Origin of the sequence: Sutcliffiella sp. FSL R7-0096 (assembly GCF_038595065.1) — a bacterium.
Classification (GTDB): domain Bacteria; phylum Bacillota; class Bacilli; order Bacillales; family Bacillaceae_I; genus Sutcliffiella_A.
Genome location: NZ_CP152003.1, coordinates 2,070,378 through 2,095,141, shown reverse-complemented (window position 1 = coordinate 2,095,141; position 24,764 = coordinate 2,070,378). Strand labels below are relative to the sequence as shown.

26 protein-coding genes are annotated in these 24,764 nt (G+C 42.8%); 1 reads left to right on the top strand and 25 read right to left on the bottom strand.

Annotation, left to right across the window (positions count from 1 at the left end):
- Nucleotides 1–218: 218 nt before the first annotated feature.
- The 9 genes from fabG to MKY77_RS10565 all read right to left on the bottom strand — a co-directional run bounded on the left by fabG (nt 219) and on the right by MKY77_RS10565 (nt 9,471).
- A complete protein-coding gene (gene fabG / locus MKY77_RS10605) occupies nt 219–959 on the bottom strand; it encodes a 3-oxoacyl-[acyl-carrier-protein] reductase (protein ID WP_339145782.1) in 741 nt (246 codons plus the stop codon).
- Entirely contained in the window at nt 952–1,908 is a 957-nt protein-coding gene (gene fabD / locus MKY77_RS10600; protein WP_339145781.1) for an ACP S-malonyltransferase, read from the bottom strand. The genes fabG and fabD overlap by 8 nt, the downstream gene beginning before the upstream one ends.
- Nucleotides 1,908–2,927 (bottom strand): phosphate acyltransferase PlsX, encoded by a 1,020-nt coding sequence (plsX, locus tag MKY77_RS10595; RefSeq protein ID WP_339145780.1) that lies wholly within the window; start codon nt 2,925–2,927, stop codon nt 1,908–1,910. The genes fabD and plsX overlap by 1 nt, the downstream gene beginning before the upstream one ends.
- 19 nt (nt 2,928–2,946) lie before the next feature.
- Entirely contained in the window at nt 2,947–3,513 is a 567-nt protein-coding gene (gene fapR / locus MKY77_RS10590; RefSeq protein WP_339145779.1) for a transcription factor FapR, read from the bottom strand.
- A gap of 140 nt (nt 3,514–3,653) precedes the next feature.
- The gene (gene recG, locus MKY77_RS10585) at nt 3,654–5,702 is read right to left on the bottom strand and encodes an ATP-dependent DNA helicase RecG (protein WP_339145778.1); all 2,049 of its coding nucleotides are present in this window, start codon (nt 5,700–5,702) and stop codon (nt 3,654–3,656) included.
- On the bottom strand, nt 5,695–6,582 hold the full coding sequence (sdaAA, locus tag MKY77_RS10580) for an L-serine ammonia-lyase, iron-sulfur-dependent, subunit alpha (protein WP_339145777.1): 888 nt from the start codon (nt 6,580–6,582) through the stop codon (nt 5,695–5,697). Before sdaAA ends, recG begins: the two co-directional genes overlap by 8 nt.
- 58 nt (nt 6,583–6,640) lie before the next feature.
- Nucleotides 6,641–7,303 (bottom strand): L-serine ammonia-lyase, iron-sulfur-dependent subunit beta, encoded by a 663-nt coding sequence (sdaAB, locus tag MKY77_RS10575; protein ID WP_339145776.1) that lies wholly within the window; start codon nt 7,301–7,303, stop codon nt 6,641–6,643.
- 112 nt (nt 7,304–7,415) lie between these two features.
- Nucleotides 7,416–9,092, bottom strand: a complete 1,677-nt coding sequence (locus MKY77_RS10570) for a DAK2 domain-containing protein (protein WP_339145775.1) — start codon at nt 9,090–9,092, stop codon at nt 7,416–7,418.
- Nucleotides 9,093–9,108: 16 nt separating this feature from the next.
- A complete protein-coding gene (locus MKY77_RS10565; protein WP_237662012.1) occupies nt 9,109–9,471 on the bottom strand; it encodes an Asp23/Gls24 family envelope stress response protein in 363 nt (120 codons plus the stop codon).
- Nucleotides 9,472–9,835: 364 nt separating this feature from the next.
- Between MKY77_RS10565 and rpmB the strand changes: the two genes are divergently transcribed.
- The gene (rpmB, locus tag MKY77_RS10560) at nt 9,836–10,024 is read left to right on the top strand and encodes a 50S ribosomal protein L28 (RefSeq protein WP_010193132.1); all 189 of its coding nucleotides are present in this window, start codon (nt 9,836–9,838) and stop codon (nt 10,022–10,024) included.
- Between the two features lie 359 nt (nt 10,025–10,383).
- Here the strand turns inward: rpmB and spoVM are convergent, their stop codons facing one another.
- From spoVM to MKY77_RS10480, 16 genes are all read right to left on the bottom strand, one after another.
- The gene (spoVM, locus tag MKY77_RS10555) at nt 10,384–10,464 is read right to left on the bottom strand and encodes a stage V sporulation protein SpoVM (RefSeq protein WP_060665857.1); all 81 of its coding nucleotides are present in this window, start codon (nt 10,462–10,464) and stop codon (nt 10,384–10,386) included.
- A gap of 71 nt (nt 10,465–10,535) precedes the next feature.
- Nucleotides 10,536–11,192 carry a thiamine diphosphokinase gene (locus MKY77_RS10550; RefSeq protein WP_339145774.1) on the bottom strand — a complete coding sequence of 219 codons (657 nt, stop codon included), beginning with the start codon at nt 11,190–11,192 and terminating at the stop codon, nt 10,536–10,538.
- A gap of 66 nt (nt 11,193–11,258) precedes the next feature.
- Entirely contained in the window at nt 11,259–11,438 is a 180-nt protein-coding gene (locus tag MKY77_RS10545; RefSeq protein ID WP_339145773.1) for a hypothetical protein, read from the bottom strand.
- A gap of 54 nt (nt 11,439–11,492) precedes the next feature.
- A complete protein-coding gene (gene rpe, locus MKY77_RS10540; protein ID WP_339145772.1) occupies nt 11,493–12,146 on the bottom strand; it encodes a ribulose-phosphate 3-epimerase in 654 nt (217 codons plus the stop codon).
- A gap of 3 nt (nt 12,147–12,149) precedes the next feature.
- Nucleotides 12,150–13,028, bottom strand: coding sequence for a ribosome small subunit-dependent GTPase A (gene rsgA / locus MKY77_RS10535; RefSeq protein WP_339145771.1), 879 nt, complete (start codon nt 13,026–13,028; stop codon nt 12,150–12,152).
- 19 nt (nt 13,029–13,047) lie between these two features.
- A complete protein-coding gene (pknB, locus tag MKY77_RS10530) occupies nt 13,048–15,027 on the bottom strand; it encodes a Stk1 family PASTA domain-containing Ser/Thr kinase (protein WP_339145770.1) in 1,980 nt (659 codons plus the stop codon).
- A gap of 5 nt (nt 15,028–15,032) precedes the next feature.
- Nucleotides 15,033–15,788, bottom strand: coding sequence for a Stp1/IreP family PP2C-type Ser/Thr phosphatase (locus MKY77_RS10525; protein ID WP_339145769.1), 756 nt, complete (start codon nt 15,786–15,788; stop codon nt 15,033–15,035).
- A 3-nt stretch (nt 15,789–15,791) separates the two neighbouring features.
- Nucleotides 15,792–16,883, bottom strand: coding sequence for a 23S rRNA (adenine(2503)-C(2))-methyltransferase RlmN (rlmN, locus tag MKY77_RS10520; protein ID WP_339145768.1), 1,092 nt, complete (start codon nt 16,881–16,883; stop codon nt 15,792–15,794).
- A 3-nt stretch (nt 16,884–16,886) separates the two neighbouring features.
- A complete protein-coding gene (gene rsmB / locus MKY77_RS10515) occupies nt 16,887–18,224 on the bottom strand; it encodes a 16S rRNA (cytosine(967)-C(5))-methyltransferase RsmB (RefSeq protein ID WP_339145767.1) in 1,338 nt (445 codons plus the stop codon).
- A gap of 1 nt (nt 18,225) precedes the next feature.
- Nucleotides 18,226–19,170 (bottom strand): methionyl-tRNA formyltransferase, encoded by a 945-nt coding sequence (fmt, locus tag MKY77_RS10510; protein WP_339145766.1) that lies wholly within the window; start codon nt 19,168–19,170, stop codon nt 18,226–18,228.
- A gap of 5 nt (nt 19,171–19,175) precedes the next feature.
- Nucleotides 19,176–19,655 (bottom strand): peptide deformylase, encoded by a 480-nt coding sequence (gene def / locus MKY77_RS10505; RefSeq protein WP_339145765.1) that lies wholly within the window; start codon nt 19,653–19,655, stop codon nt 19,176–19,178.
- Between the two features lie 18 nt (nt 19,656–19,673).
- Entirely contained in the window at nt 19,674–22,085 is a 2,412-nt protein-coding gene (gene priA / locus MKY77_RS10500; RefSeq protein WP_339145764.1) for a primosomal protein N', read from the bottom strand.
- The gene (gene coaBC, locus MKY77_RS10495) at nt 22,082–23,290 is read right to left on the bottom strand and encodes a bifunctional phosphopantothenoylcysteine decarboxylase/phosphopantothenate--cysteine ligase CoaBC (RefSeq protein ID WP_339145763.1); all 1,209 of its coding nucleotides are present in this window, start codon (nt 23,288–23,290) and stop codon (nt 22,082–22,084) included. Before coaBC ends, priA begins: the two co-directional genes overlap by 4 nt.
- A gap of 287 nt (nt 23,291–23,577) precedes the next feature.
- Nucleotides 23,578–23,811, bottom strand: a complete 234-nt coding sequence (gene rpoZ / locus MKY77_RS10490; protein ID WP_060665844.1) for a DNA-directed RNA polymerase subunit omega — start codon at nt 23,809–23,811, stop codon at nt 23,578–23,580.
- Between the two features lies 1 nt (nt 23,812).
- A complete protein-coding gene (gene gmk / locus MKY77_RS10485) occupies nt 23,813–24,427 on the bottom strand; it encodes a guanylate kinase (protein WP_339145762.1) in 615 nt (204 codons plus the stop codon).
- A 15-nt stretch (nt 24,428–24,442) separates the two neighbouring features.
- On the bottom strand, nt 24,443–24,706 hold the full coding sequence (locus MKY77_RS10480; protein WP_010193107.1) for a DUF370 domain-containing protein: 264 nt from the start codon (nt 24,704–24,706) through the stop codon (nt 24,443–24,445).
- Nucleotides 24,707–24,764: the final 58 nt, after the last annotated feature.

Sequence of the window (24,764 nt, the reverse complement as noted above, 5' to 3'; positions counted from 1 at the left end):
CCTCAAGTATTATAGTGAATTTGGTTTTAAAAAACTAGTGTTTATTGCTTTCACACTCCAGATGACTTCCGTTCCAGGTGTTCGCTTTCCGCGGGACGGTGCTTGAGCCTCCTCGGCTTCGCCTGCGGGGTCTCAACCAAACGCTACCTCCCGCAGGAGTCTCTCACCCTGCACTTCAGTCAACAGGGGGAACTCTTATATTTAGATTTTTTTAGTGATTACATCACCATTCCGCCGTCGACATGGAGGGTCTGGCCGGTGATGTAGGCACTTTTTTCGGAAGCTAAGAAAGATACGACTGATGCGATGTCTTTCGCTTCTCCAAATCGTGCAAGGGGGATCTGCTTCAGCATTTCCGCTTTTACTTCTTCTGTTAATTTGTCCGTCATATCCGTTGTGATGAAGCCTGGTGCAATGGCATTTACTGTAATGTGGCGTGAAGCAAGTTCACGGGCAGTAGATTTCGTCAGCCCGATTACACCTGCTTTTGCCGCAACATAGTTAGCTTGCCCGGCATTTCCCATTACTCCAACGATGGATGCGATATTGATGATTCTTCCCGAACGCTGCTTCATCATTTGACGCGTTACCGCTTTTGTCGCGTTGAAGACACCCTTCAAGTTGATATTGATCACATCATCCCACTCGTCTTCCTTCATGCGCATCAATAGGTTATCACGTGTAATTCCTGCATTATTCACCAATATATCAATGGTTTCGAATTGAGCAAGCGCTTCTTTCATCATCGCTTGCACATCTTCCATGTTACCGACATTTGCACGGACTGCGATGGCCTCGCCACCCATCTCTTTGATCGCTTCCACTACCTCATGTGCTTTTGCTTCACTTCCTGAGTAGTTGACAACCACATTGGCACCTTGTTCCGCCAGTTCTAGTGCAACAGCACGTCCGATTCCACGAGAAGCCCCCGTTACAACCGCAGTTTTTCCTTTAAGCATTGGATGTGTCCCCCTCTTTAAAGTGATCGATTGCTTTTTGCAATGTTTCGTTATCGTATACCGGGATCGTTGTCACTTTTCGGTTCACTTTTTTAATTAAGCCTGACAGCACCTTTCCTGGACCTACTTCAATAAAAGTATCAACCCCAAGGTCTATCATTTTTTCAACCGATTGTTCCCATCTTACAGGTGAATAAAGCTGTTCCACCAATTTAACGGGGATCTCAGCAGCGCTAGTCATCTCACCGGCATCCACATTTGCTATGACCGGAATGATTGCATCATTTATTTCAATCGATGATAGTGTGTCTTCAAGCTTGGAGGCAGCCGGTTTCATCAGACTGGAGTGAAATGGGCCACTGACCACCAATGGAATAACCCGCTTTGCACCCTTCTCCTTTGCTTTTTCAGAGGCTGCAGTTACACCTTCTGTAGTACCTGAGATCACAATCTGACCTGGACAATTCAGATTTGCAAGTTGAACAGGACCTGCTTCTTTAGATGCATCCTCACACGCCTCTTTTAAAAGTTGCTCCTCGAGGCCTAATACAGCCGCCATGGAACCAACGCCTGCCGGAACTGCTTCTTCCATATACTTCCCTCGCATATGAACTGTTTGAACGGCATCTTCGAAACGGATAGCTTCTGCGGCCACCAAGGCAGAATATTCACCCAAACTGTGACCTGCAGCATAATCAGCCTTGATTCCCGCCTTTTTCAGCATCTGCAAAATCGCTATGCTTGAAGTCAAAAGGGCTGGTTGGGCGTTGTAAGTAAGAGTAAGTTCTTCTTGAGGACCTTCGAACATCAGCGTTGACAGCTTGTAGCCAAGCTTTTCATCCGCTTGTGCAATCACATGTTGAACTTCATTAAAGTCTTTGGCTAACTCCTGGGCCATACCTACAATTTGTGAGCCTTGACCAGGAAAAACAAACGCGACCTTTCCCATTATTCTCCCCCGTTCTCTTGTGTTGTCACAAATTCCATTTTCTCAATTGTTTGTGCGATTGTTCCGACCATATCCGTTTCAAGCATTTCCCTGGTTTGTCGGATTGCATTGAACACAGCATTCGCATCAGACGAACCATGTGCCTTTACAACCGGTGCTTTGAGACCAAAGAGGGCTGCTCCACCGTATTCGGAATAGTCCATTTGATTTTTAATCGTTTTCAGCTTCGGCTTTAGTACTGCTGCGGCCATCTTACTTTTCAGATCACTTGTCAGTGCTTCTTTTAGCATGGCAAATACGGATAATGCCGTACCTTCAATCGCTTTTAACGTAACATTCCCGGTAAATCCATCTGTGACTACGACATCCGCTACCCCATTTAACAAGTCCCGAGCCTCCACATTTCCAGTAAAATGGACCATATTGGACTCTTTGATGTATTCAAAAGCGGCCTTTGCCAGCTCGTTTCCTTTTTTATCCTCGGTCCCGACGTTCAGCAGACCTACCCGAGGCGCTTTCACTCCTCGCACTTTCTCCGCATATATGGAAGCCATCAATGCATATTGAAATAAGTGCTCTGGCTTTGCATCTGCATTTGCACCGACATCGAGCATCACGAACCCTTTTCCATCGACTGTAGGTAAGGTAGGTGAGAGGGCAGGTCTCTCAATTCCTTTGATGCGACCAACAATCAATAGCCCTGCTGTCATTAAAGCCCCGGTATTTCCCGCTGAGATACATGCATCCGCTCTTCCTTCTTTAATTTCTTTGGCCATCAGGACCATGGAAGAATTCTTTTTACGGCGAACCGCTCTGACCGGTTCTTCATCCCCTGAAATGACTTCTTCTGTATGTATGATGCTTATATTCTTATCATTTGTTAAAAATGGTCGTATTTTATTTTCGTCCCCAACAAGGGTATATGTAACGTCATTGTATTTCTCCACGGCTTTCATGACGCCTTCGACAATCGATTTCGGCGCATGATCCCCACCCATTGCATCTATGGCAATTCTCATAGCTTTAACCTACCTTTGATTAAGAACTTGTTGAACGGAACATTTCGAACTCTCCGTGAAAAACCTTTTCACTTCCGACAGAGCTTTTCACTTCAACAGTTGTTCTTCCTTTTTCTTTATCTACCTTACTCACAACTGCCTTTGCGACAATTCTCTCACCTAGTTTTACCGGCCTTGTAAAGCGAATGGTCGCTTTTGCCGTCAGTGCCAGCTCATCATTGATTACTGCAACTGCCAATGAATTGGCCTGGGCAAACAAGTGGTGTCCTCGTGTAATCTGATTTCTTTTAAAGACATGCTCGGTTTGTACATCAAAAATGGAAATGGCACTCTCGTCCAACTGCAGGTCGATTATTTCACCGATCACTTCATCGAGGGGCAGAGACCTTACCTCTTTTTCGAGTGTACGCGCTGCTACGTTTTTTATTCGCTCACGCAATTCAGGAATGTTTAACTCCAGGCGATCCAAACGAACAGTCTGGATGCTTACCTGAAAAAAATCGGCAAGTTCTTCATCTGTTATGAAAGGGTTCTCCTGTATCTTATCCTTTAAAGATAACTGGCGCTCCTTTTTATTTCTTCTCATAAATAACACACCATCCGAACTATTATGACTAGGTACTAATAGTAGTATATATACTTAAAAAGGAGATTGCAAGGAAAAAATATCGCTACAAGAGTCAAAAAGACAGAGGTCCGCCATCCCATGACGTGCCTCTGCTTTGGTTAATCTAATTTATCGCCATCAAGAATCCCCGACTTTTCAATCATCTCTCTTAATCCTTTGTATTCCTCATCCTCCCAAAACCATTGAGAGTACAAAAGTTTGTGAGCGTCCTGCCTGGCCACCTCAAGGGCTCTGTAGTCATGCACCATGTCTGCCACTTTAAATTCAGGAACTCCGCTTTGTTTCCTCCCGAAGAAATCCCCCGGCCCCCTTAACTCCAGATCCTTCTCAGAGAGCACGAAACCGTCATTCGTTTCTGTCATGATTTTCATTCGTTCTTTTCCCACTTCCGATTTAGGATCGGCAAGAAGAATACAATATGATTGTTCACTTCCCCGTCCCACACGCCCACGGAGCTGGTGAAGTTGAGAGAGCCCGAAACGTTCGGCATCATAGATAACCATCATCGTCGCATTCGGCACATTCACACCGACCTCGACGACAGTTGTGGATACTAGCAACTGTACATCATTTTTACTAAAGGCTTCCATCACTTTCTCTTTCTCATCCGAACTTAATCTCCCGTGCATTAAGCCTATCTTCCAGTTGCCCCGATAGTAGTGGGTAAGCATATCATGAACATCAATGGCATTTTGGACATCCAGCTTTTCAGACTCTTCAATAAGAGGACAGATTACATATGCCTGTCTTCCTTTTTGCAGTTCTTTTTCAACAAAACCAAGTACTCTATCAATCATCTGGTGCTTAGCCCAATATGTTTCGATGGCTTTTCGACCGGCAGGCATCTCATCGATGATGGAGACATCCATTTCCCCGAACGCAGTAATGGCAAGCGTCCTTGGAATAGGGGTAGCCGTCATGAACAGAACATCAGGGTTTGACCCCTTTTCCCTAAGGACTCTTCGCTGCTCTACCCCGAAACGATGCTGTTCATCCGTTATTACCAACCCAAGCTTCAGGAAGTTCACTTCTTGCTGAATTAATGCGTGGGTACCTACCAGGATATGAACTTCACCTTGTTGAAGTCTTTCCAATAGCTCCCTTCTCCTCTTTCCTTTGACAGAACTTGTTAACAGTTCTATGTTCACTGGCGTTTTTTCAAAAAGGGTTGTCAACGATTGCGCATGCTGTTCTGCCAGGATTTCAGTCGGAACCATCAATGCACCTTGATAGCCTGATAGATGGGCCGCATAGAGACTTATGGCTGCCACCACCGTTTTACCTGAACCAACATCACCTTGTAAGAGACGATTCATCCGGAATGGCGATGTCAAATCACCTATAATTTCATCTAATACCCTTTCCTGTGCTCCTGTAAGGGGAAAAGGCAGAGTGTGGATAAATTGATCTAGTGCGTCTTTTGAAAAATGATGTACCAATCCTTCTGTCTGCTCTCGCTTGTACTTGCGCAAGGCTTGGATTTTCAATTGAAAAAGTAGAAATTCCTCATAAACAAAGTACCTTCTCGCATGTTTCAATAAATCTTGATTGACAGGATTATGTAGCGCCCTGACAGAGTCACTCTTCGAGGGAAGCTTATATTTTTGAAGCAAGGAATGCGGAAGGGAACTATCAAGCTGGTCACCATAGGCATTAAGTGCATTTGCGATAAATTTGCGCATTTGCTTGACCGTGATATTGCCCTTTACCGAATAGACAGGCTCCACTTCACTTTCTTTCAAAAAAGGTCCGAAATGGATCTCCATCACAGTGATGGTTTGACGATGTTGATCCCATTTTCCCGTTATAGTGATTGTGTCATTGATGGAAAGTTTATTTTTATAATAGGGACGATTGAAGCAGACAGCCTTGACTAGAAATCGGCCCACAAAAAAACGGAAAGTAAGCCTTGATTTCTTTTTTCCAAAATACATAAGAGAAGGCTCGCCATGAACCTTCCCTTCTACTGTTATCTTTTCTTCATGTTTGACTTCTGATATGTCTCTCAAGCGGTAATCTTCATATCGGTATGGAAAGTGCATAAGCAGGTCTTCCACAGAAAATATCCCCATTGCATGCAGGGAATTTGCGGTTTCTTCCCCAATACCTTTTAAGGTTGTTACAGTAATATCGGATAAATTAGTCACCTTTTTGTAAGGGAACACCAAATATTTTCGCTTCTAACTCACGTCCAGTTGGTGTTGCCGCCAACCCTCCTTGTGCAGTTTCTTTTAGTGCAGTAGGCATAGTCTGGCCGATCTTGTACATAGCGTCAATTACTTCATCACAAGGAATCGTGCTTGTAATTCCGGCTAGTGCCATATCTGCTGCAACCATTGCATTTGCCGCTCCCATGGCGTTACGTTTCACACACGGAACTTCCACAAGACCTGCCACAGGGTCACACACTAATCCTAACATGTTTTTGAGGGTGATGGCCATTGCCTGTGCACATTGATCAGGTGTACCACCTGCCATTTCAACTATTGCCGCTGCTGCCATTCCAGAAGCGGAACCTACCTCAGCCTGACAACCTCCTGCCGCTCCGGAGATGGACGCATTATTTGCGACAACGAACCCGAAAGCTCCTGATGTGAAAAGAAAATTGATCATCTCTTCCCTTGTAGGGTTAAGTACATTCTTTACAGCAAACAGTGTCCCCGGAACGACTCCTGCAGAACCGGCAGTCGGAGTGGCACAGATCGTCCCCATGGCTGCATTCACTTCATTAGTGGCAACCGCTTTGCTGACAGCATCCAGAATGTTCTTCCCTGTAAGAAAGTTACCTTTTTCGATATACTTCTGAAGGAGCACCGCATCCCCACCAGTTAAACCTGATACGGATTTTACTCCTTCAAGGCCTCTTTCCACAGCTTGCTCCATGATCTCCAGGTTCTTATCCATCTGGGCAAAAATAGCTTCCCTGCTCTTGCCTGTAAACTCCATTTCCTGTTCTATCATAATCTCGGAAATCTTCTTATTCGTACTCTCCGCAATTTCAATAAGTTCTGCCACATTACGAAACATTGTTTTCCCTCCTATGAGCTACACCCTAATGAAAGCGCTATCATTATTATTCCGAAAACTAGTCTACAATTTTTGTAACTTGTGTGATATTAGGCAATGCAGATAATTCTTGGATTACCTTATCATCAATATTCTGGTCCACTTCAATCGTCATCAAGGCTTTTTTGCCTTTTTCCTTACGTGAAACCTCCATATGGCCAATATTGATGGCAAATTTCGCTAACACATTTGCCACTCCCGCAATGGCACCATAGCGGTCGTCATGTACCACCAGTATGGCCGGATGATTTCCAGATAGCTTTAAAGCAAAACCGTTCAACTCGGTTATCTCTATCTTTCCTCCACCAATCGATATCCCTACCAGCTCCAATTCTCCGTCTTCATCACCAATTACGACTTTGGCAGTATTGGGATGATCGGTTATAGCATCTTCTTCATGAAATGAAATGCTGACCCCCAGAGAATCTGCTAGCTGAAGAGAAGTCTTGATTCTCTCATCATACGTATCAAAGTCTAGTAAGCCACCTACAATCGCTACATCTGTACCGTGACCTTTATACGTTTTTGCAAATGATCCGTAAAACGAGATGTTTGCCCATTTAGGCTGTCTTCCAAACAGACTTCTCGCAACTCGTCCTATACGCGCGGCTCCTGCCGTATGGGAACTTGAAGGTCCTATCATGATTGGGCCAATTATATCAAACACACTTCTATATTTCATGTCTGCCCACTCCCCTTTGTTGAATTCTATCGTCGTTAATTACTCATATTTCTTTTATCACATACAAAAGAAGGGTATTACCCCTTCTTTTGTTTTCAAATATTATAGTAGCCTACTCTATCGAAAAGATAAAGGAATATAGTGGTTGTTTGCCATTATGAACTTCCACTTCGGCATCTGGATAAGTTTCTTCAAGCTCGCTCACAAGCTCTTCCACATCTTCTTCAGACACATCTTCCCCGTAGATAACAGTGAGGATTTCTGCATCATCATCCATCATGGTAGAAAGAAGTTCTTTTGCTGCCGCTTTTTTGTCCTTATTCGTCAGGACAATTTTGCCGTCCGCAATTCCCATGAAGTCATCTTTTTGGATTTCCACGCCATCAATGTTCGTATCTCTGACAGCAAAGGTGATTTGACCAGTTTTAACTGAACCCAAAGCTTCCTTCATTGTTGCTTCATTGTCAGCAAGATCTCCCGTAGGATTGAATGCTAGAATAGCCGCCATCCCTTGTGGAACTGTTTTGCTTTCCACAACTGCCACATTTTGCTCAGCAACTTCTGCAGCCTGTTTTGCAGCCATGATGATGTTGCTGTTATTTGGTAGGATGATCACGTTATCAGCATTCACTTCATCGATTGCTTTTAGGATATCCTCTGTGCTCGGGTTCATCGTCTGGCCGCCTTCAATGACAGCCTTCGCACCGATGCTCTTGAATAGCTCGGCAATACCTTCACCCATTGCAACAGTGATGATTCCAAATTTCTCACGCTTTTTGTTTACTTCTGGTTTTGGGGCAGGATAAGCGTCCTCTTCAAAAAGTAGGTTGCTATGCTGCTCTCTCATATTTTCAATCTTCATGTTGATCAGGCTTCCGTATTTTTGACCATAAGTCAAAACATCACCAGGTTGTTCAGCATGAATGTGTACTTTAACTATTTCTTCATCGGCTATAACTAAAAGGGAATCCCCATATTGAGATAAGTCGTTACGGAAGTTCTCCTCTGTGAAAGGATTATCCCTCACTTTGTCCTCTTCAAACTTGACCATGAACTCTGTACAATAGCCGAATTCGATATCTTCCGTATTGATGGCGGAATGGACACTCTTATGGTGTTCTGCATTAACAAGCTCGTTCATGGTCGTAGTTGGTACGATATCCTCTATTCTTTGGCCTTTCAGCTCTGCCAAGAATCCCTCATAGACATAAACCAGTCCTTGTCCACCACTATCCACTACTCCTACTTCTTTCAGAACAGGAAGAAGGTCCGGTGTGCGTTTAAGGGAAGCATTCGCTTCTTTTAACGTTTCTTCCATCAATACAATGATGTCTTCTTCATTTTTTGCGACAGCGACCGCTTTTTTGGCTGCATCTTTTGCCACCGTCAAAATCGTTCCTTCCACAGGCTTCATGACAGCCTTATATGCTGTCTGGACACCTGCTTCCAATGCTTGTGCAAAGTCTTTACTTGTAATGGTTTCTTTTGCTTCGATATGCTTTGAGAATCCACGGAATAATTGAGAAAGAATAACCCCTGAGTTACCTCTTGCCCCCATAAGTAGGCCTTTAGCCAGAGCAGAACCAACCTTTCCGATATGCTCAGAAACATTGGCTTTTACCTCTTTAGCTCCTGAAGTAATGGAAAGATTCATATTTGTTCCCGTATCTCCATCCGGAACCGGAAAAACGTTCAACGCATCCACTGTTTTGGCGTTGTTTGATAAATGATTTGCACCTTGGATGACCATTTGTGCAAAACGTTTCCCATTTAGAACTTTTACTGACACTAATATTTCCTCCTTATTACGGGTTCGTAACTCGAACTCCCTGTACAAAAATATTTAATGAATCAACGGAAAGACCGAGCATTTGATTCAGGGTATATTTTACTTTCGTTTGTACATTATGAGCCACTTCGGAAATCTTTGTTCCATAGCTTACGATGATGTACATATCAATATGTAGCTGATCTTCTTCTTGGCGCACGATGACGCCTTTTGTGAAATTCTCTTTTCTAAGTATCTCGGATAACCCATCTTTCAATTGGCTTTTAGAAGCCATACCTACAATTCCATAACAATCTATTGCAGCTCCACCAGCGATGGTAGCAACTACATCGTTAGAAATATCTATTTGACCATAAGATGTTTTTAGTTCAATGGACATAAAGGTTCCCCCTTCGATTGGATTTATCACCTAGTCTACTCGCTATTTTACTATAAATTCATTCATTTTAAAAGCAGGCGGATACTATTGTAACAATACTATTATTATACTGAATGCTAAAAACATGTATGTCAAGGTTTTTTTCTTGAAAGCTTTCCTTAGAACTATTGCAAAGTGGAGGGTAGTATGTTAAATTATATAAGTATTTTCAAGAGATTATTTTGGTAAAGAAAAACGGTGCAGAAGGGTACTTCTTCAGACGTAGACCTTATGTAGGGTTTTTCTCGCAATAATAAGAAGGTACTTTCTTATTACTAATGAAAATATTGAATGATGTTTCTTTGTAGTTAGGAGGGAATTGAACATGGCACGTAAATGTGTAATCACAGGCAAAAAGACTGGTTCTGGAAACGCACGTTCACACGCAATGAACTCTACTCGTCGTACTTGGGGTGCAAACCTTCAAAAAGTTCGCATCTTAGTAGATGGTAAGCCAAAGCGTGTATACGTTTCTGCAAGAGCTTTAAAATCAGGTAAAGTGGAGCGCGTTTAATCTAGCGCACATACGAAAGAGACAGGGAGGTTTGCCCTGTCTCTTTTTACTTTTGTTTGGATCGTGGTTTGGTTTACATAATAATCTTATCGTACAATCTTTACTGGAATATATAAAGATTTGTTCAAGAAATACTTGTTTTTTGAGCATATTTAAACGGTTCAGACATGGTTCTTGTGGGTTCGGAAATTAGATTCCTATTTTTAAGGGGTGGTCGGACATTAGACTTGAATGTTTGGACAAGAATAGTATGCCGTTCGGACGCTTGGAAATTCGGTTCGGACATTCACCTTACTCAAAGCCTCTAGGGGATACATTTCATAGTTGCATTTATAAAAAAAGCACCCTTTCGAGGTGCCTTACTCCTTCTTAAACGACCCAAGCATAGCCCGGATTATTCCCCCCAAGAATCTAGGTAGCTTGATTGTATAAAATTTCATTACATTCCCTCCTCCGAACTTTTACCTTTTTATTTTATCAAGTTGCAAATTAGCGGATCGCTGGGACCGTCTTAAGATAATGAATGATAATCACGGCTCCTTATCACCATTAATATGCCTTCATCAAATGAAAAAGTACCACTTTCCACTTCAAGTTCATTACTAATACATAGTGTGTCTCCAAAGCGAATATGCTTTTTTTCTAAAGGATATTTGAATCCCTTTAACGTGATGCCTTTAATATGAGGGGTGATCGGCATGAAAGAAACGAATGGTAATGAATTATCTTTCGTTATACAGTAGGTACCTTCTTTAAGGGCATATAGTTGATTTTGAATATCATGTATTTCTATCAATGTATGTCTCTCGATCCCTTTTAACAATAGTTGAAGGTTCCCTAGAAAATGATCTAACCTGCCACCTGTTCCTCCAAAAATCCGGATGAGCTCTGGATCATGTTCAAGCGCCCAATTGACTGCAATTTCAGTATCGGTTTCATCTTTTTCGCTTGGATAAACTTCTGCGTGTGGCAGCTTTTCTTTGATGTCATGTAGCTCTCGGCTAGTAATCGAGTCGAAGTCTCCGAAAGCTTTTGCTGGTTGGATATTCTGCTCTAACAGGTAGGCGACTCCTCTATCCACCCCCACCCATATCACATTTTCTGTATGTAAATGGTGCAGATCCGGAATCCGGTCTCTCGGTCCTCCTGCAACAATATGTATAATCAACTTCTTCTCTCCCTTTTCTTCTTTATAACAGCTTAACGTAAAAAAGCCTTCATGACGAAGACTTTTTTACAGGCTGGATGAGTCGTCATAGTCATAACGGAATCCGTCCAAGCTTTTATTTTCCACTGCTGAAAATTTCTTAAGCAGCTTTTCATACATATCAATTTCATTATAATCCGTGCTATTGGCCAATGCGGAATGCAATGCCTGTTCAAGAATTGCCTGGTCATCCTTCGAAATATTCATATCACAAAGTCCTCCCATCACATTTACCATTAGCTTGCATCACTAATAAAGAAATTATGACAAATTGCTTCTGATGGAGGAGATTGCCTGCTTGCGATCTTCTTTATTGTAAATGGCTGAACCTGCAACTAGAACATTAGCACCGGCTTCTACACATAATTTAGCTGTTTCCGGATTGACGCCTCCATCCACTTCGATGTCGATGGATAATCCTCTTTCCCTCACTAAGGAAGCAACCTGTTTGATTTTCGGAAGTACATCATGGATGAAAGCCTGACCACCAAACCCGGGGTTGACTGTCATCAAAAGCACTAAATCCACATTATTCAAAATGGGGATGATGCTTTCTACTGGTGTAGCTGGGTTGATGACCACGCCAGCTTTCACGCCTTGAGCTTTAATATGCTGGATGGTTCGGTGTAGATGGCGGCATGCCTCCACGTGTACAGAAATGATGTCCGCTCCAGCTTTGGCAAAATCAACGATATACGCATCAGGATTCTCAATCATCAAGTGCACGTCCAATGGAAGCTTTGTAATTGGGCGTACGGCTTCCACAATTAATGGACCAATGGTGATATTGGGCACAAAATGCCCATCCATCACATCAATATGAATATAGTCTGCTCCTCCTTGGTCCACATCAAGGATGTCTTTTCCTAAGTGGGCAAAATCAGCACTCAGAATGGAAGGGGCGATTTTTATCATATTTTAGTACCTCGGCTTTCTATCTTTTATTTCTTCTACGAAAGAAACGTAATGTTTATAACGGTAGGAAGCAATGTCTTCGTTTTCAACAGCTGCTTTAACCGCGCATTTTGGTTCTTTCAAGTGAGTACAACCTCGAAATTTGCAATTATGGCTTATTTCTACGAACTCAGGAAAACAATCCTTCACATCTTCGGCTTCCATCTCCAAGAATTCCAATGAACTGAAGCCAGGAGTATCCGCAACAAAGCCATGGTTGATTTCCATTAGCTCGACATGTCTTGTCGTATGCTTACCCCTACCTAAATGGGATGATATATTGTCTGTTTTCAATTCCAGCTCTGGGCGTAACACGTTAAGTAAAGATGATTTACCAACACCGGATTGACCAGCTATCACCGATGTCTTCTCTTTCAAGTATGGCAGTATCTCCTTCAACTGCTCCGGTTCCTTCGTGGAAGTCAGCAGCACCTCGTAACCAATGGATCGGTAATATGCGGCATATCCCATCAGGTTGGCATCTTCATCCAAAAGGTCCATCTTGGAAATACAAATCAAAGGACTGACACCTTTAGATTCAATCAGCACAAGGAATCTATCCAAAAGAACCGTACTAAATTCAGGCTCTAACGCTGAAAAAACAAGAATCGCCTGATCAATATTCGCTATCGGAGGTCTTACAAGCTCATTCTTGCGAGGCAATACGTCCATAATGTAGCCTTCTTGGTCGTTTTCCGCTTGAAATACAACGGAGTCCCCAACAAGAGGGGTAATCTTATTTTTTCGAAAAACCCCTCTTCCTCTACATTGGGTTATATCGCCATCTGTAGTCAAAACATAATAAAAACCGCTCAATGCTTTGACAATCTTGCCTTCTGGCATACACTCACTCCTTAGTTGATTACTCTATATCGTCATAATCGATGGTAACATTTTCGATTTCTTCCCCGTCGACTACAATTTTATATTTAGCTTGTTGCTTATAAGCGACTGTGACAGTAAACCCAGCAATAATGTCTTCCGTGATGATGAAGGTTTCTTTGGGTTCACCATCCATGGTGGTATTCAGATCCTCCACATAAACTTCAACCGTTTGTTCCGCCCCTTCTTCTTCGGGTTCATACTTCACTTCCAATGGAATATCCACTGTTTTATCCTCTGGCTGTGGTCCGTCTGAAACAATAAGCTTTATTGTATCCCCTCTTCGGACTTGGGATTCCGGAGGAGGGTCCTGCTTGATGATATTTCCTTCTGAAACGGAATCATTATATTCATTGGAAATATCAGGAACCAAACCTAACCCTGCAAGGTGTCTTTGAGCAAAATCGATGGAAGATCCTTGATAGTTATCCAAAGTGATAGGGCTTGATCCCATGGAAACAACAAGTTTAACTTCTGTCTCTTCCGGAATGACCATCGTACCCTCTTCAGGCTCCTGACGTATTACCCTGCCCTCTGGAACATCATCAGAGTGGACTTCCTCCACGTTAACTCTCTTAAAGTCCTTATCATTTATCCTTTGACTCGCTTCTTCCACAGAAAGGCCGGTGTAGTCTTCCATCTCCACTTCTTCTTTTCCAAGACTCCTGAAGATGGTAATTGCTTTGCCTTCCTTCACCACATCCCCTGCTTTAGGGAACGTTCTGGTGACTTTTCCTTTTTCGATCTCATCGCTTGGTTCCTCTTTTGGTTCCTCTAGAACAAAACCAAGATCGATAAGCTCTTTGACAGCATCGTCATATTCATAATCGGTCAGATCCGGAACCGTAACGTCTTTCGGTAATAGCATGGATGGAAGGACGGTAAATGCCGCGACCGCTCCACCTATCAAGAGAAATAGAATAACCAAAAGGGCGATTACCCATTTTTTCCTCTTCTTTTTCTTCTGCTTCGGAGGCGGTGATCCTTTTTCCTCTTTGACTGGCTTTTCCTCTGGTGGTCGGATTCTTGTTTCCTCTTCATTCGTAAGGTTTCCAAGACTCCCTTTTATAATCGGAATTGCCTTTGTTGCTTCATCATCATCATCATCCGGAATGATGAATTTAGGCTCATTCATGCGACTTGGATCAAGTGCCGTCATGAGGTCCGATTGCATCTCATCTACAGATGCAAAGCGATGAAGCGGATCCTTCGCCATGGCCTTCAATACCATATTTTCCATACTTTGTGGTAAAGTCGGATTCCATCTTTTCGGAGATGGTGTTTCCGATTGAAGGTGCTTTAACGCGATGGAAACGGCAGATTCGCCACTGAACGGAAGTCGACCGGTCAATAATTCGAACAGGACGATTCCAAGTGCATATACATCCGATTTCTTTGTGGCCAAACTCCCTCTTGCCTGTTCAGGTGACAAATAGTGAACAGAGCCTAAAAGTGAATTCGTTTGTGTGATGGTAGTAGAGCTAAGGGCCATTGCAATACCGAAATCTGTCACTTTCACGGTCCCATAATCATCGATTAAAATATTTTGAGGCTTTATGTCTCTATGGATAATACCATTTTCATGGGCATGGGAAATGGCAGATGTCAGCTGATTCATAATCTCTACCGCATTATATTGTTCCACAGGAGCATATTGTTGAATGTATTGCTTTAGGGTTTTTCCCTTGACGTGTTCCATCACGATGTAGTAGATGTCGTCTTCTTCCCCGATGTCATAGATGCTGACAATATTCGGGTGGTCCAGGCTTGTTGCCGATTGTGCTTCCCTTCTGAAGCGGCGAATAAATTCTTCATCGTTTGCAAAATCTAATCGTAATACTTTGACCGCAACATCTCTGTCCAAAATCATGTCGTGGGCAAGGTAAACATTCGCCATTCCTCCGCCACCGATGACTTCCAAAATTTTATAGCGATCATTTAATCTTTTGCCTATTAACACCTATATCACCCACTCCCAGCTTCGGAGACAGATAATTCCAAAATGGCTACCGTGATATTATCTTCCCCACCGTAATGGTTGGCGCGTCTAATCAATTCCTCCGCCTTGGCAGATAAAGCCTGGCTTCCATTGTTCAACACCTCGACTATCTCCCGGTCATTGACTTTATCAGTCAAGCCATCTGAACAAAGGAGAACATATCCAGGGTCATCATATGTAATGGTTTTTATATCAATCTTTACTGTTTTCTCTGTCCCTAAAGCTTGTAGTATAACATTTTTTCTAGGATGATGCTCTGCATCTTCTTTTGATATCTGCCCAGTTTTCACAAGTTCATTAACAAATGTATGATCTTCTGTTAATTGCTTGGCACCCTCTTCTGAAATTAGATAGATTCTGCTATCCCCCACATGTGCAAGGGTCACAAAAGAATCCCCCAAAATAGCAGCTACAATCGTGGTTCCCATACCATGACATTCTTCATGAGAATTAGCATGTTCAAAAAGCGATTGATTGGTTTGGAGAATGAACGTCTTCAACCAGATTTCGGCAGGTTCAGGGGAAGAGATGTTGATCGTCTCCTCCCACATTTCCTTGATGTGGCTTACAGCTCTTTCACTTGCCACTTCACCTGCCTGATGGCCCCCCATGCCGTCACAAACAACTGCTAGCATTGTGCCGTCTTTATTAACAAAAATTCCCCCATTGTCTTCATTATGTGAACGAACTCTCCCTCTATCTGTTAAAAAGACCATTAACAATTGTCACCTCGTCTCTTCTTTCCGCTCCTTTGCACGCAGCTGACCGCATGCAGCATCAATGTCGTGGCCTTGCTCACGACGGACTGTTACGTTAACCCCTAGATTTTTCAAGGTTTTTTCAAACAAATTGATTTGTTCTTTTGGCGTTCTTACATAATCCCGTTCTGGAACATAGTTAACTGGAATCAAGTTTACATGACATTTCATCCCTTTTAGGAGTTGAGCTAATTCCTCTGCATGCTCTACTTGGTCATTTACCCCCCCGAATAGACCATATTCAAAGCTTACACGTCGGCCTGTCTTTTTGATGTAATAACGTATGGACTCCATCAGTTCAGGCAGTTTGTAAGCTCTGTTGATCGGCATCAACCTTGAACGTATCTCCGTATTTGGTGCATGAAGGGATACCGCAAAGTTGATTTGCATGTTTTCATCCGCAAACTTATAGATCTTCGGGATGATCCCACTTGTTGAAACTGTAATATGACGGGCACCGATGTTAAGTGCTTTGTCATGATTGATGATTTTCAAGAAATCCATCATTTCCTCAAAGTTATCGAAAGGTTCACCGATTCCCATGATAACGACATGGCTCACCCGTTCATCCATTTCATCAAGGGCTTGTTGAACTTTCACAACTTGCGCAACAATCTCACCTGCTTCGAGGTTACGTTTTAACCCACCAAGAGTGGAGGCACAGAACGTACATCCTATTCGGCAGCCTACTTGTGTTGTCACGCAGACGGAATTACCATATTCATGTTTCATAAGAACCGTTTCAATGGAGTAACCATCATGCAATTCAAATAGAAATTTCATCGTTCCGTCAGATGAGGTTTGCTGTACAATTGTTTTCAACGTTGTGAGCGCATATGTCTCTTCAAGCTTTTCCCTTAGTCCCTTGGAAAGATTGGACATCTCCTCAAACGAAGTAACACGTTTTTGGTATAACCACTCAAAAATCTGTGTTGTTCTGAATTTTTTCTCTCCGATACTTACTAACCATTCTTCCAATTCGTGCAATTGTAGAGAATAGATGGACGGTTTACGTGTTGCTTCCTCTTGCTTGTTCTGTTCTTTTGTTTTATGTTCCATCTTTTACACCTGCCTTTTAAATCTAACAATAAAAAATCCATCCGTACCAAAATAGTGAGGCAATAACTGGAGCATACCTTCGTTAACATAGCTGTTCAGCTTTTCTGGCAATAAATCTTTTATGTTGAAATCTATTTCAAATTCCTTGTTTTCTTCTAGAAATGCTTGAACAACATCAGCATTTTCTTCTTTATCAATTGTACATGTACTATATACCAAAGTTCCACCTTTTTTTACAAGAGGTGCCACTTCCTTTAGTATAGCCAATTGAATGGAAGCTAATTGCTTGATGTCCTCCATCGTTTTCGTATATTTAAGATCTGGTTTCCTGCGAATGACCCCGAAACCTGAGCATGGGGCATCCACAAGCACCTTATCGAATTGCTCTTCTCTAAATATTTCTTTTGCTTTCCGGCTGTCAAGCGCCTGTGCTTCTATATTGGATAGATGAAGGCGATCTGCCTGCTCTTTGATCAATTTCACCTTATGATCATGAAGATCGGTGGATATTACGATACCGGTCCCCTTTAACAGTTCGGCAATATGTGTGGTCTTCCCTCCTGGGGCTGCACAACAATCATAGACCTTGTCGTCCATCTCAACACCCAGTGCTTTTGCAACAAGCATGGAACTCTCATCCTGAATGGTCATATAACCATTTTTATATGCATTGGAGTATGCCATATTTCCTTTTAGTGAAACAATGCTCTCCTCTGCCAGTTCCCCTTTTTCCACACTGAACCCTTGATCGGTCAACATTTGCAATACTTCTTCGACTTTCGCTTTTGCAGTATTCGCCCGGGCGGATTGGTGTGGAGGTACAAGGTTCATCTCACACATTCTTTCGGTATCATGGACGCCGTATTGCTCCACCCACTTTTCCACCAACCATTTTGGATGGCTGGTTGCAATAGAGATTCGGTCTATATCGTCCTCCATGGTCTCAAGATCTGGCACTCCATTACGCTGAATTGACCTAAGCACACCGTTTACAACAGAGGCCACGCCTTTGTGTCCTCTTTTTTTAGCAATTTCCACTGCTTCATATATGGCTGCGCGGGCTGGTACTTTATCCAAGTATAGCATTTGATATAAGGTCATTTTTAACAGCACTTTCACCCAGTCCTGTAACTTCTTCTGTTTTTCGATATATGGCATCAGGTAGTAATCAATAGTGATGGACCGCTGAATGGTACCGTAGACTATCTCTGTGAATAATCCTGCATCTTTTTTGGACAGCTTCCCTGAATCAAGATAGTTGTTCAATAATAAGTTACTGTAGGCTTGCTTTTTTTCCACATTCAACAATGCTTCCAAAGCAAGTTCTCTTACATTTTTCATTTTAGTCTCCTAGCTTTGTGCCTTCAGATAAAGAAGCTCCTGCGCCGTTTAAATATTGCACTCCGGTCATTCGCTTTTTACCAGCAAGCTGCAAATCTGTAATTTTTATACCTGTAGTATTGCCTGTTTTTACAATAAATCCATCTTCTTCAATGGCAATGATGGTTCCAGCTGCTGCTTCTTTGGCCGCTTCTACTTTCATACCCCACCAGACTTTCATGACCTGGCCTTCCATGGTTGTATAGGCAACAGGCCAAGGATGCAAACCGCGAATATGATTATAAATTTCCTCGCCATCTTTCGTCCAATCGATCTTTTCCTGCTCTCGTTTGATATTGGAAGCAAAAGTGGCTTCTTCATGTTTCTGTACCACTGCCTCCAGTTTATCATCAAATAATTGCGGGAGCGTATCAGAAAGAAGCTTTGAACCAGCAACACTCAATTTATCGTGCAAGGTCCCGACGTGATCATCCTCTTCAATTTTCACTTCCACTTGTGTCAGCATATCCCCAGCATCCAGCTTTTCTACCATATACATGATTGTGACACCTGTCTTCTCATGTCCCTGAATGATGGAATAGTGGATTGGCGCGCCTCCCCGAAGTTTCGGAAGTAGGGATGCATGCACATTGATACAGCCATATGCAGGAGCATCCAGCAACGGTTTAGGTAAAATCTGCCCAAAAGCTGCCGTCACAATCAAATCAGGCTTCAATGAAGTGATTTTCTCATATTCTGCAGGTTCTTTAATTTTCTCCGGCTGATAAACAGGGATCCGGTGTTTCTCCGCTTCCACTTTCACAGGTGGTGGCGTTAATACTTTTTTTCTACCCTTTGGGCGGTCAGGCTGGGTGACCACCGCAATCACTTCATAGCCATCTTGAATGATTTGTTGCAGGACAGGGACAGCAAAATCTGGCGTTCCCATAAATACGATTTTTTTCATCTATATCACCCTTCTACTTCCAACTCGTCTTCTTTAAAATATCTCAATACTTTAGAGGTGAACAATACACCGTTTAAATGGTCAATTTCATGTTGGATCGCCCTTGCAAGAAAGCCTCGCGCCTCCAGTTCGTACCACTTACCTTTTCGGTTTTGGGCACGTACCTTTATATAATTGGAACGCTTCACTTCCCCATAAAGATCCGGGAAGCTCAAACAGCCCTCAAGACCTAGCTGTTCCCCCTCTTCTTCTATTATTTTCGGATTAATCAGCTCGATCTTCCCATGTTGATCATCTATATCCACAATGGCAATTCTTTTGGCTATCCCGATCTGGGGAGCTGCAAGACCTACCCCGTCCGCCTGAAGCATCGTATCATACATATTGGTTAATAGTCGAACTAACCTTTTATCAAAGACGGTTACCGCTTCACAGTTCTGCTCCAATACAGGTGCAGGGTATTTAACAATAGCTAAAATAGTCAATCTTGTTACCTCCATCTATTACATGAGCATATAGGGATTCAAATCAATATGGATGGCAAGTTTTTCCTGATCCATTTGGGCTTGATACTTGTCCACCACTCTTTTTAATGCATCATGTAAATTTGGTTCCTTTTTATATTTAATAATGCACTGATATCTATAACGATCCTTGATTCTCGCAATCGGAGAAGCAACCGGTCCAAGTATAACAGCCTCTTTCGATAATTGCATGTTTAAAAAATGGGTAATCTTTTCTGTGACCGTTACAACCTTTGTCAATTCTTGATGTGTCACGGTTACAAGGGCCAAATAGTAAAAAGGCGGATACTGGTGCAGCTTTCTTACTTGCATTTCTTTTTGATAGAAATCCAAGTAATTATGCGTTCCTGCCAGCTCCACACTGTAATGTTCCGGGCTATACGTCTGGACTACCACTTCGCCGGCCAGTACGTGTCTGCCGGCACGCCCACTCACTTGTGTAAGAAGCTGGAATGTTTTTTCCGAGGAACGAAAATCCGGAATATTGAGCATCGTATCCGCTGTCAACACCCCAACAAGTGTTACAAAGGGGAAGTCTAAGCCTTTTGCAATCATCTGGGTACCAAGCAGGATATCGGCTTTCCTGTCGCCAAACTGCTGTAAAAGCCTTTCATGCGATCCTTTTTTACTTGTGGTATCCACATCCATCCGAATGACTCTTGCTTCTGGAAGGAGCTTCGTCAACTCTTCCTCTACCTTCTGAGTCCCTGTTCCAAAGAAACGGAAGTGTTCACTTTCACATGATGGACAGGTGGACCTGACAGGTTCCTCATACCCGCAATAATGGCATTTCAATTGATTGCTACTACGATGATAGGTCAGGGAAATATCACAATGGGGGCATTCCACTACATATCCACAGTCTCGACACATTACAAAAGATGAATAACCCCTTTTATTCAAAAATAAAACGGATTGCTCGCCACGTTCAAGCCTTGATTGTAGCTTCTCCATTAGACTCCTAGAGAACATGGATCGGTTCCCTTCCCGCAACTCTTCTCTCATGTCGACAATTTCCACTTCCGGCATTCCTTGTTCACTCATTCTTTTATCCATCGTTAGAAGCTTGTACACCCCTTTGGATGCACGTGCGAAGGTTTCCAGTGTGGGGGTGGCACTGCCAAGGACAACTGGGCACTCATGATATTTGCCCCTTTGCAATGCAATGTCACGGGCATGATAACGCGGGGTATCCTCTTGTTTATAGCTTGTTTCGTGTTCCTCATCGATGATGATTATCCCAACATTCTCGAATGGTGCAAAAATAGCGGATCTGGCACCAACCACCACTCTTACTTCTTTTCGATGAATTTTTCGCCATTCGTCATATTTCTCTCCCATACCAAGTCCGCTATGCATAACTGCAACCTCAGAGCCGAACCTGGACTTGAATCGGTTAACCATCTGTGGTGTAAGGGCAATTTCAGGAACAAGCACGATCGCTTCCTTTCCTTGCTGCAGGACCGTATCCACTGCCTGCATATAAACCTCCGTTTTCCCACTTCCAGTCACACCAAACATAACAAATGCTTCATGCCTTTTTTGTTCAATCGAATCCAGGATCGGAGTAATGGCCTCTTGTTGTTGTTGCGTTAATGGTAGAGGTTGGGATTGTTCAAATTTTCTGTTTTGGTAGGGGTCCCTATATATCTCTTCATCTTTTTCTTTTAGAATTCCTAATTTGACTAATGCTCCGATCGCACTTGTGCCTATCTGCAGCTCTTCCAATAGTGTTTTTTTATCAATCATCTCTTGTTTTGTTTCGATAAAATAATCAAGAAGTTTATGCTGTGCCGCTGCTCGGGGGGATAGCTTCCCTTTTGCATCCATTAAACCATCATATGCAGTTTGTAATTCAACCACTTTTCTCGTTTTTTTGGCAAGTTTATCTTTCACTTCATAATAAACTTCAAGAATATCTTCTTGAATCAAATGCTTGATTGTATTGAAATGGTTTGTACCTGCCAAATCTTCAAATTTAACACGGGAAGTGTTTAGAAAGAATAATTGAAGTTCTTCAGGCACCCGATCAATGTCCCTGGCAATGAGCCACTTTTCATACTTTGCTTTCAAGGCGGCAGGTAGCATAGCCTGATAAGCGGAGATGGTAAAGCAAAGTGTATGATCACTGAGCCAAGTTGCCAGATGCATCAGTTCCTTTGTAAGAATAGGCTGGATATCAATCAAGGAAGTGATGGGGCGTGTTTTCGGCACCGTTGTACTGTCTTTCACTTCCACCACAAATCCTTGTATTTGCCTTGGGCCAAAGGGGACATTGACCCTCATTCCCGGTTGAATGAAACCATTCCATTTAGCTGGTATCTCATAGTCGAAGGCTCTATCCGTCTGTTTGGCGGGAACATCAACAATTACACTTGCATAATTGGTCATCGCTTTTCCTCAAGAGTAGTTGCGACTTCCTCCAACAACGCAAATGCAACATCCCGCTTGGACATCATCGGTAAGGATATGTTTGTGCCGTCTTTTTTGTAGACGGTTACGAGGTTTGTCTCCGTTCCAAATCCCGCACCTGAGACCGTTACGTTGTTTGCGACCACATAATCCAGGTTCTTCTTCATAAGTTTTCCCTTAGCATATTCTTCTACATTATTCGTTTCGGCAGCAAATCCAACAAGCACTTGATGGGTTTTTCTTTCACCGAGTGTCTTAAGGATATCTTGGGTCCTCTCAAGTTGAAGTACACTATCCCCATCCTGTTTTTTCATTTTGATATCTGACACATATTTAGGCCGATAATCGGCCACGGCTGCAGATTTTATGACAACATCAACTTTTTCATAATAATCCATCACCTCATTATACATTTCCTGGGCGGATTCCACCCTGACAGTTTTTACATTTTGTGGGTCAGGCAGCTGGGTTGGCCCTGACACCAATATAACGTGAGCCCCGAGACTCGCAGCCACTTCTGCAATGGCATACCCCATTTTTCCTGTGGAGCGGTTGGTGAAAAAACGCACAGGGTCCACTTTCTCAACCGTCGGACCTGCTGTAACAAGTACACGTTTCCCCGCAAGTGGCCTCTCTTCATTCTTTTGAAAAAAGCGGATGAGTCCCTCTACAATGGTTTCCGGCTCTTCCAATCTCCCTTTTCCTACATAGCCACATGCCAAAAATCCCTCACCAGGTTCAATGAATCGATAACCAAAAGAAGCAAGGCGATTCATATTCTCCTTTACGGCTGGATGGTCATACATATGTACATTCATCGCAGGAGCAATCCATACTGGAGCAGTGCTGGCAAGAAGAGTTGTCGTAATCATATCATCTGCCAATCCGTTTGCTAGCTTGCCAATCACGTTTGCCGTTGCGGGTGCAACCAGGACAACATCCGCCCAGTCAGCTAGATCGATGTGGGAGATGACGGCAGGATTCTTTTCTTCAAATGTATCTGTGAATACATCGTTTCTAGATAAAGCTTGAAAAGACAATGGTGTAACAAATTTGCAGGCGGACCGACTCATGATGACCTTCACTTCGGCACCTTGCTGCACTAGCTTGCTTGTAAGTGCCACTGCCTTATAAACGGCAATTCCTCCAGTAACACACAAAAGGATTTTCTTGTTCTTTAGCATTCCACTGACCCCCGTCCTGTTTTTACATGATAATGGGTATTATATACAACTCCCAGTAGCTTTCCGTTCCAGATGTTCGCTCATCCAGAGGGCGTTGCTTGAGCCTCCTCACAACGCTTCAGGGCTCTCAAGCTACCGCTTCCCTCCCCCAGGAGTCTCACACCTTGCACTACAATCTACTGAGGAGAACAGAAATTACTTTTAAAACGCTCTTTTTCGATAATTATTGGATACTACTGCACTGCTTTTCACTAAAAAAATAACAACCTATTTCTAGGTTGTTATCTTTACTTGTGATTAAGAATGCCTTCGCTTCTTTCTGCAGTTTTAATGGTCTTGGCAGATAGTAGACCCGCGTCAATCTCTTCAAGGGCTTTCCCAACAAATTTATGGGAAACTGTTTTTTCGATCATTTGGTCGTTCACTTGCTGAAGTTCACGAGCACGTCGTGCAGAAACGGTTACAAGTGTATATTTTGAATCTAACTTTTGCATCAAAGAATCAATGGATGGGTATAGCATATTATTCAGCCTCCAGCATTTGTTTATATTTTTCACGCAGTCTAGTCCGCTTACAATGTTCGGCCTGTACGATTGCCTGGATCCTGTCACAAGCAAGATCGACATGATCGTTCTCCACCACATAATCGTAGGCATCCATCATCTCTATTTCCTCTTTTGCCACGGTCATACGGTTATTGATAAGATCTTCCGTTTCTGTACCTCTTGTGGTGATACGGTTTTTCAGCTCAGAAAGACTTGGTGGCATCAAGAAGATGAATACACCTTCAGGAAACTTGCTTTTCACTTGAATGGCACCTTGCACCTCAATTTCAAGGAATACATCCTTTCCTTCCGCCAGACATTGCTCGACATAATCAACTGGCGTGCCGTAGTAGTTCCCTACATATTCTGCCCATTCTATGAATTTATCTTCTTCAATTAGCTGTTCGAATACTTCTCTTGATTTAAAGAAATAATCCGTTCCATCTACTTCTCCTTCACGCGGATAGCGTGTTGTCATGGAAATGGAATAGTGCAAACTGACATCCTCTTTTGAAAATAATGCTTTTCTGACTGTTCCTTTTCCTACCCCTGAAGGTCCGGAAAGGACGATCAATAATCCTCTATCTCTCATTATATTAACAAATACCTACCCTTCATCAGACATATCATCTTTATTTACCAAACGTTGTGCAACAGTTTCAGGCTGCACCGCCGATAAGATAACATGATCACTATCCATTATTAGTACTGCTCTTGTTCGCCTTCCATAGGTTGCATCTATTAGCATTCCCTGATCTCTTGCATCTTGGATGATCCGTTTGATCGGCGCAGATTCAGGACTAACAATAGATATGATTCGGTTTGCTGATACGATGTTTCCAAAGCCAATATTTATCAACTTTATACTCATGTTTCCACCTCTAGTTACAAACTCTATTCTAACCGTGTTTTTTGCTTGGTAATCAAAG

Coding starts and splice junctions, on each gene's coding strand:
- fabG (WP_339145782.1), bottom strand. CDS start 959: ATGCTTAAAGGAAAAACTGCGGTTGTAACGGGGGCTTCTCGTGGAATC.
- fabD (WP_339145781.1), bottom strand. CDS start 1,908: ATGGGAAAGGTCGCGTTTGTTTTTCCTGGTCAAGGCTCACAAATTGTA.
- plsX (WP_339145780.1), bottom strand. CDS start 2,927: ATGAGAATTGCCATAGATGCAATGGGTGGGGATCATGCGCCGAAATCG.
- fapR (WP_339145779.1), bottom strand. CDS start 3,513: ATGAGAAGAAATAAAAAGGAGCGCCAGTTATCTTTAAAGGATAAGATA.
- sdaAA (WP_339145777.1), bottom strand. CDS start 6,582: ATGTTTCGTAATGTGGCAGAACTTATTGAAATTGCGGAGAGTACGAAT.
- sdaAB (WP_339145776.1), bottom strand. CDS start 7,303: ATGAAATATAGAAGTGTGTTTGATATAATTGGCCCAATCATGATAGGA.
- MKY77_RS10565 (WP_237662012.1), bottom strand. CDS start 9,471: ATGTCCATTGAACTAAAAACATCTTATGGTCAAATAGATATTTCTAAC.
- rpmB (WP_010193132.1), top strand. CDS start 9,836: ATGGCACGTAAATGTGTAATCACAGGCAAAAAGACTGGTTCTGGAAAC.
- spoVM (WP_060665857.1), bottom strand. CDS start 10,464: ATGAAATTTTATACAATCAAGCTACCTAGATTCTTGGGGGGAATAATC.
- MKY77_RS10545 (WP_339145773.1), bottom strand. CDS start 11,438: ATGAATATTTCGAAGGATGACCAGGCAATTCTTGAACAGGCATTGCAT.
- rpe (WP_339145772.1), bottom strand. CDS start 12,146: ATGATAAAAATCGCCCCTTCCATTCTGAGTGCTGATTTTGCCCACTTA.
- rsgA (WP_339145771.1), bottom strand. CDS start 13,028: ATGCCAGAAGGCAAGATTGTCAAAGCATTGAGCGGTTTTTATTATGTT.
- rlmN (WP_339145768.1), bottom strand. CDS start 16,883: ATGGAACATAAAACAAAAGAACAGAACAAGCAAGAGGAAGCAACACGT.
- rsmB (WP_339145767.1), bottom strand. CDS start 18,224: ATGAAAAATGTAAGAGAACTTGCTTTGGAAGCATTGTTGAATGTGGAA.
- fmt (WP_339145766.1), bottom strand. CDS start 19,170: ATGAAAAAAATCGTATTTATGGGAACGCCAGATTTTGCTGTCCCTGTC.
- priA (WP_339145764.1), bottom strand. CDS start 22,085: ATGACCAATTATGCAAGTGTAATTGTTGATGTTCCCGCCAAACAGACG.
- coaBC (WP_339145763.1), bottom strand. CDS start 23,290: ATGCTAAAGAACAAGAAAATCCTTTTGTGTGTTACTGGAGGAATTGCC.
- rpoZ (WP_060665844.1), bottom strand. CDS start 23,811: ATGCTATACCCATCCATTGATTCTTTGATGCAAAAGTTAGATTCAAAA.
- gmk (WP_339145762.1), bottom strand. CDS start 24,427: ATGAGAGATAGAGGATTATTGATCGTCCTTTCCGGACCTTCAGGGGTA.
- MKY77_RS10480 (WP_010193107.1), bottom strand. CDS start 24,706: ATGAGTATAAAGTTGATAAATATTGGCTTTGGAAACATCGTATCAGCA.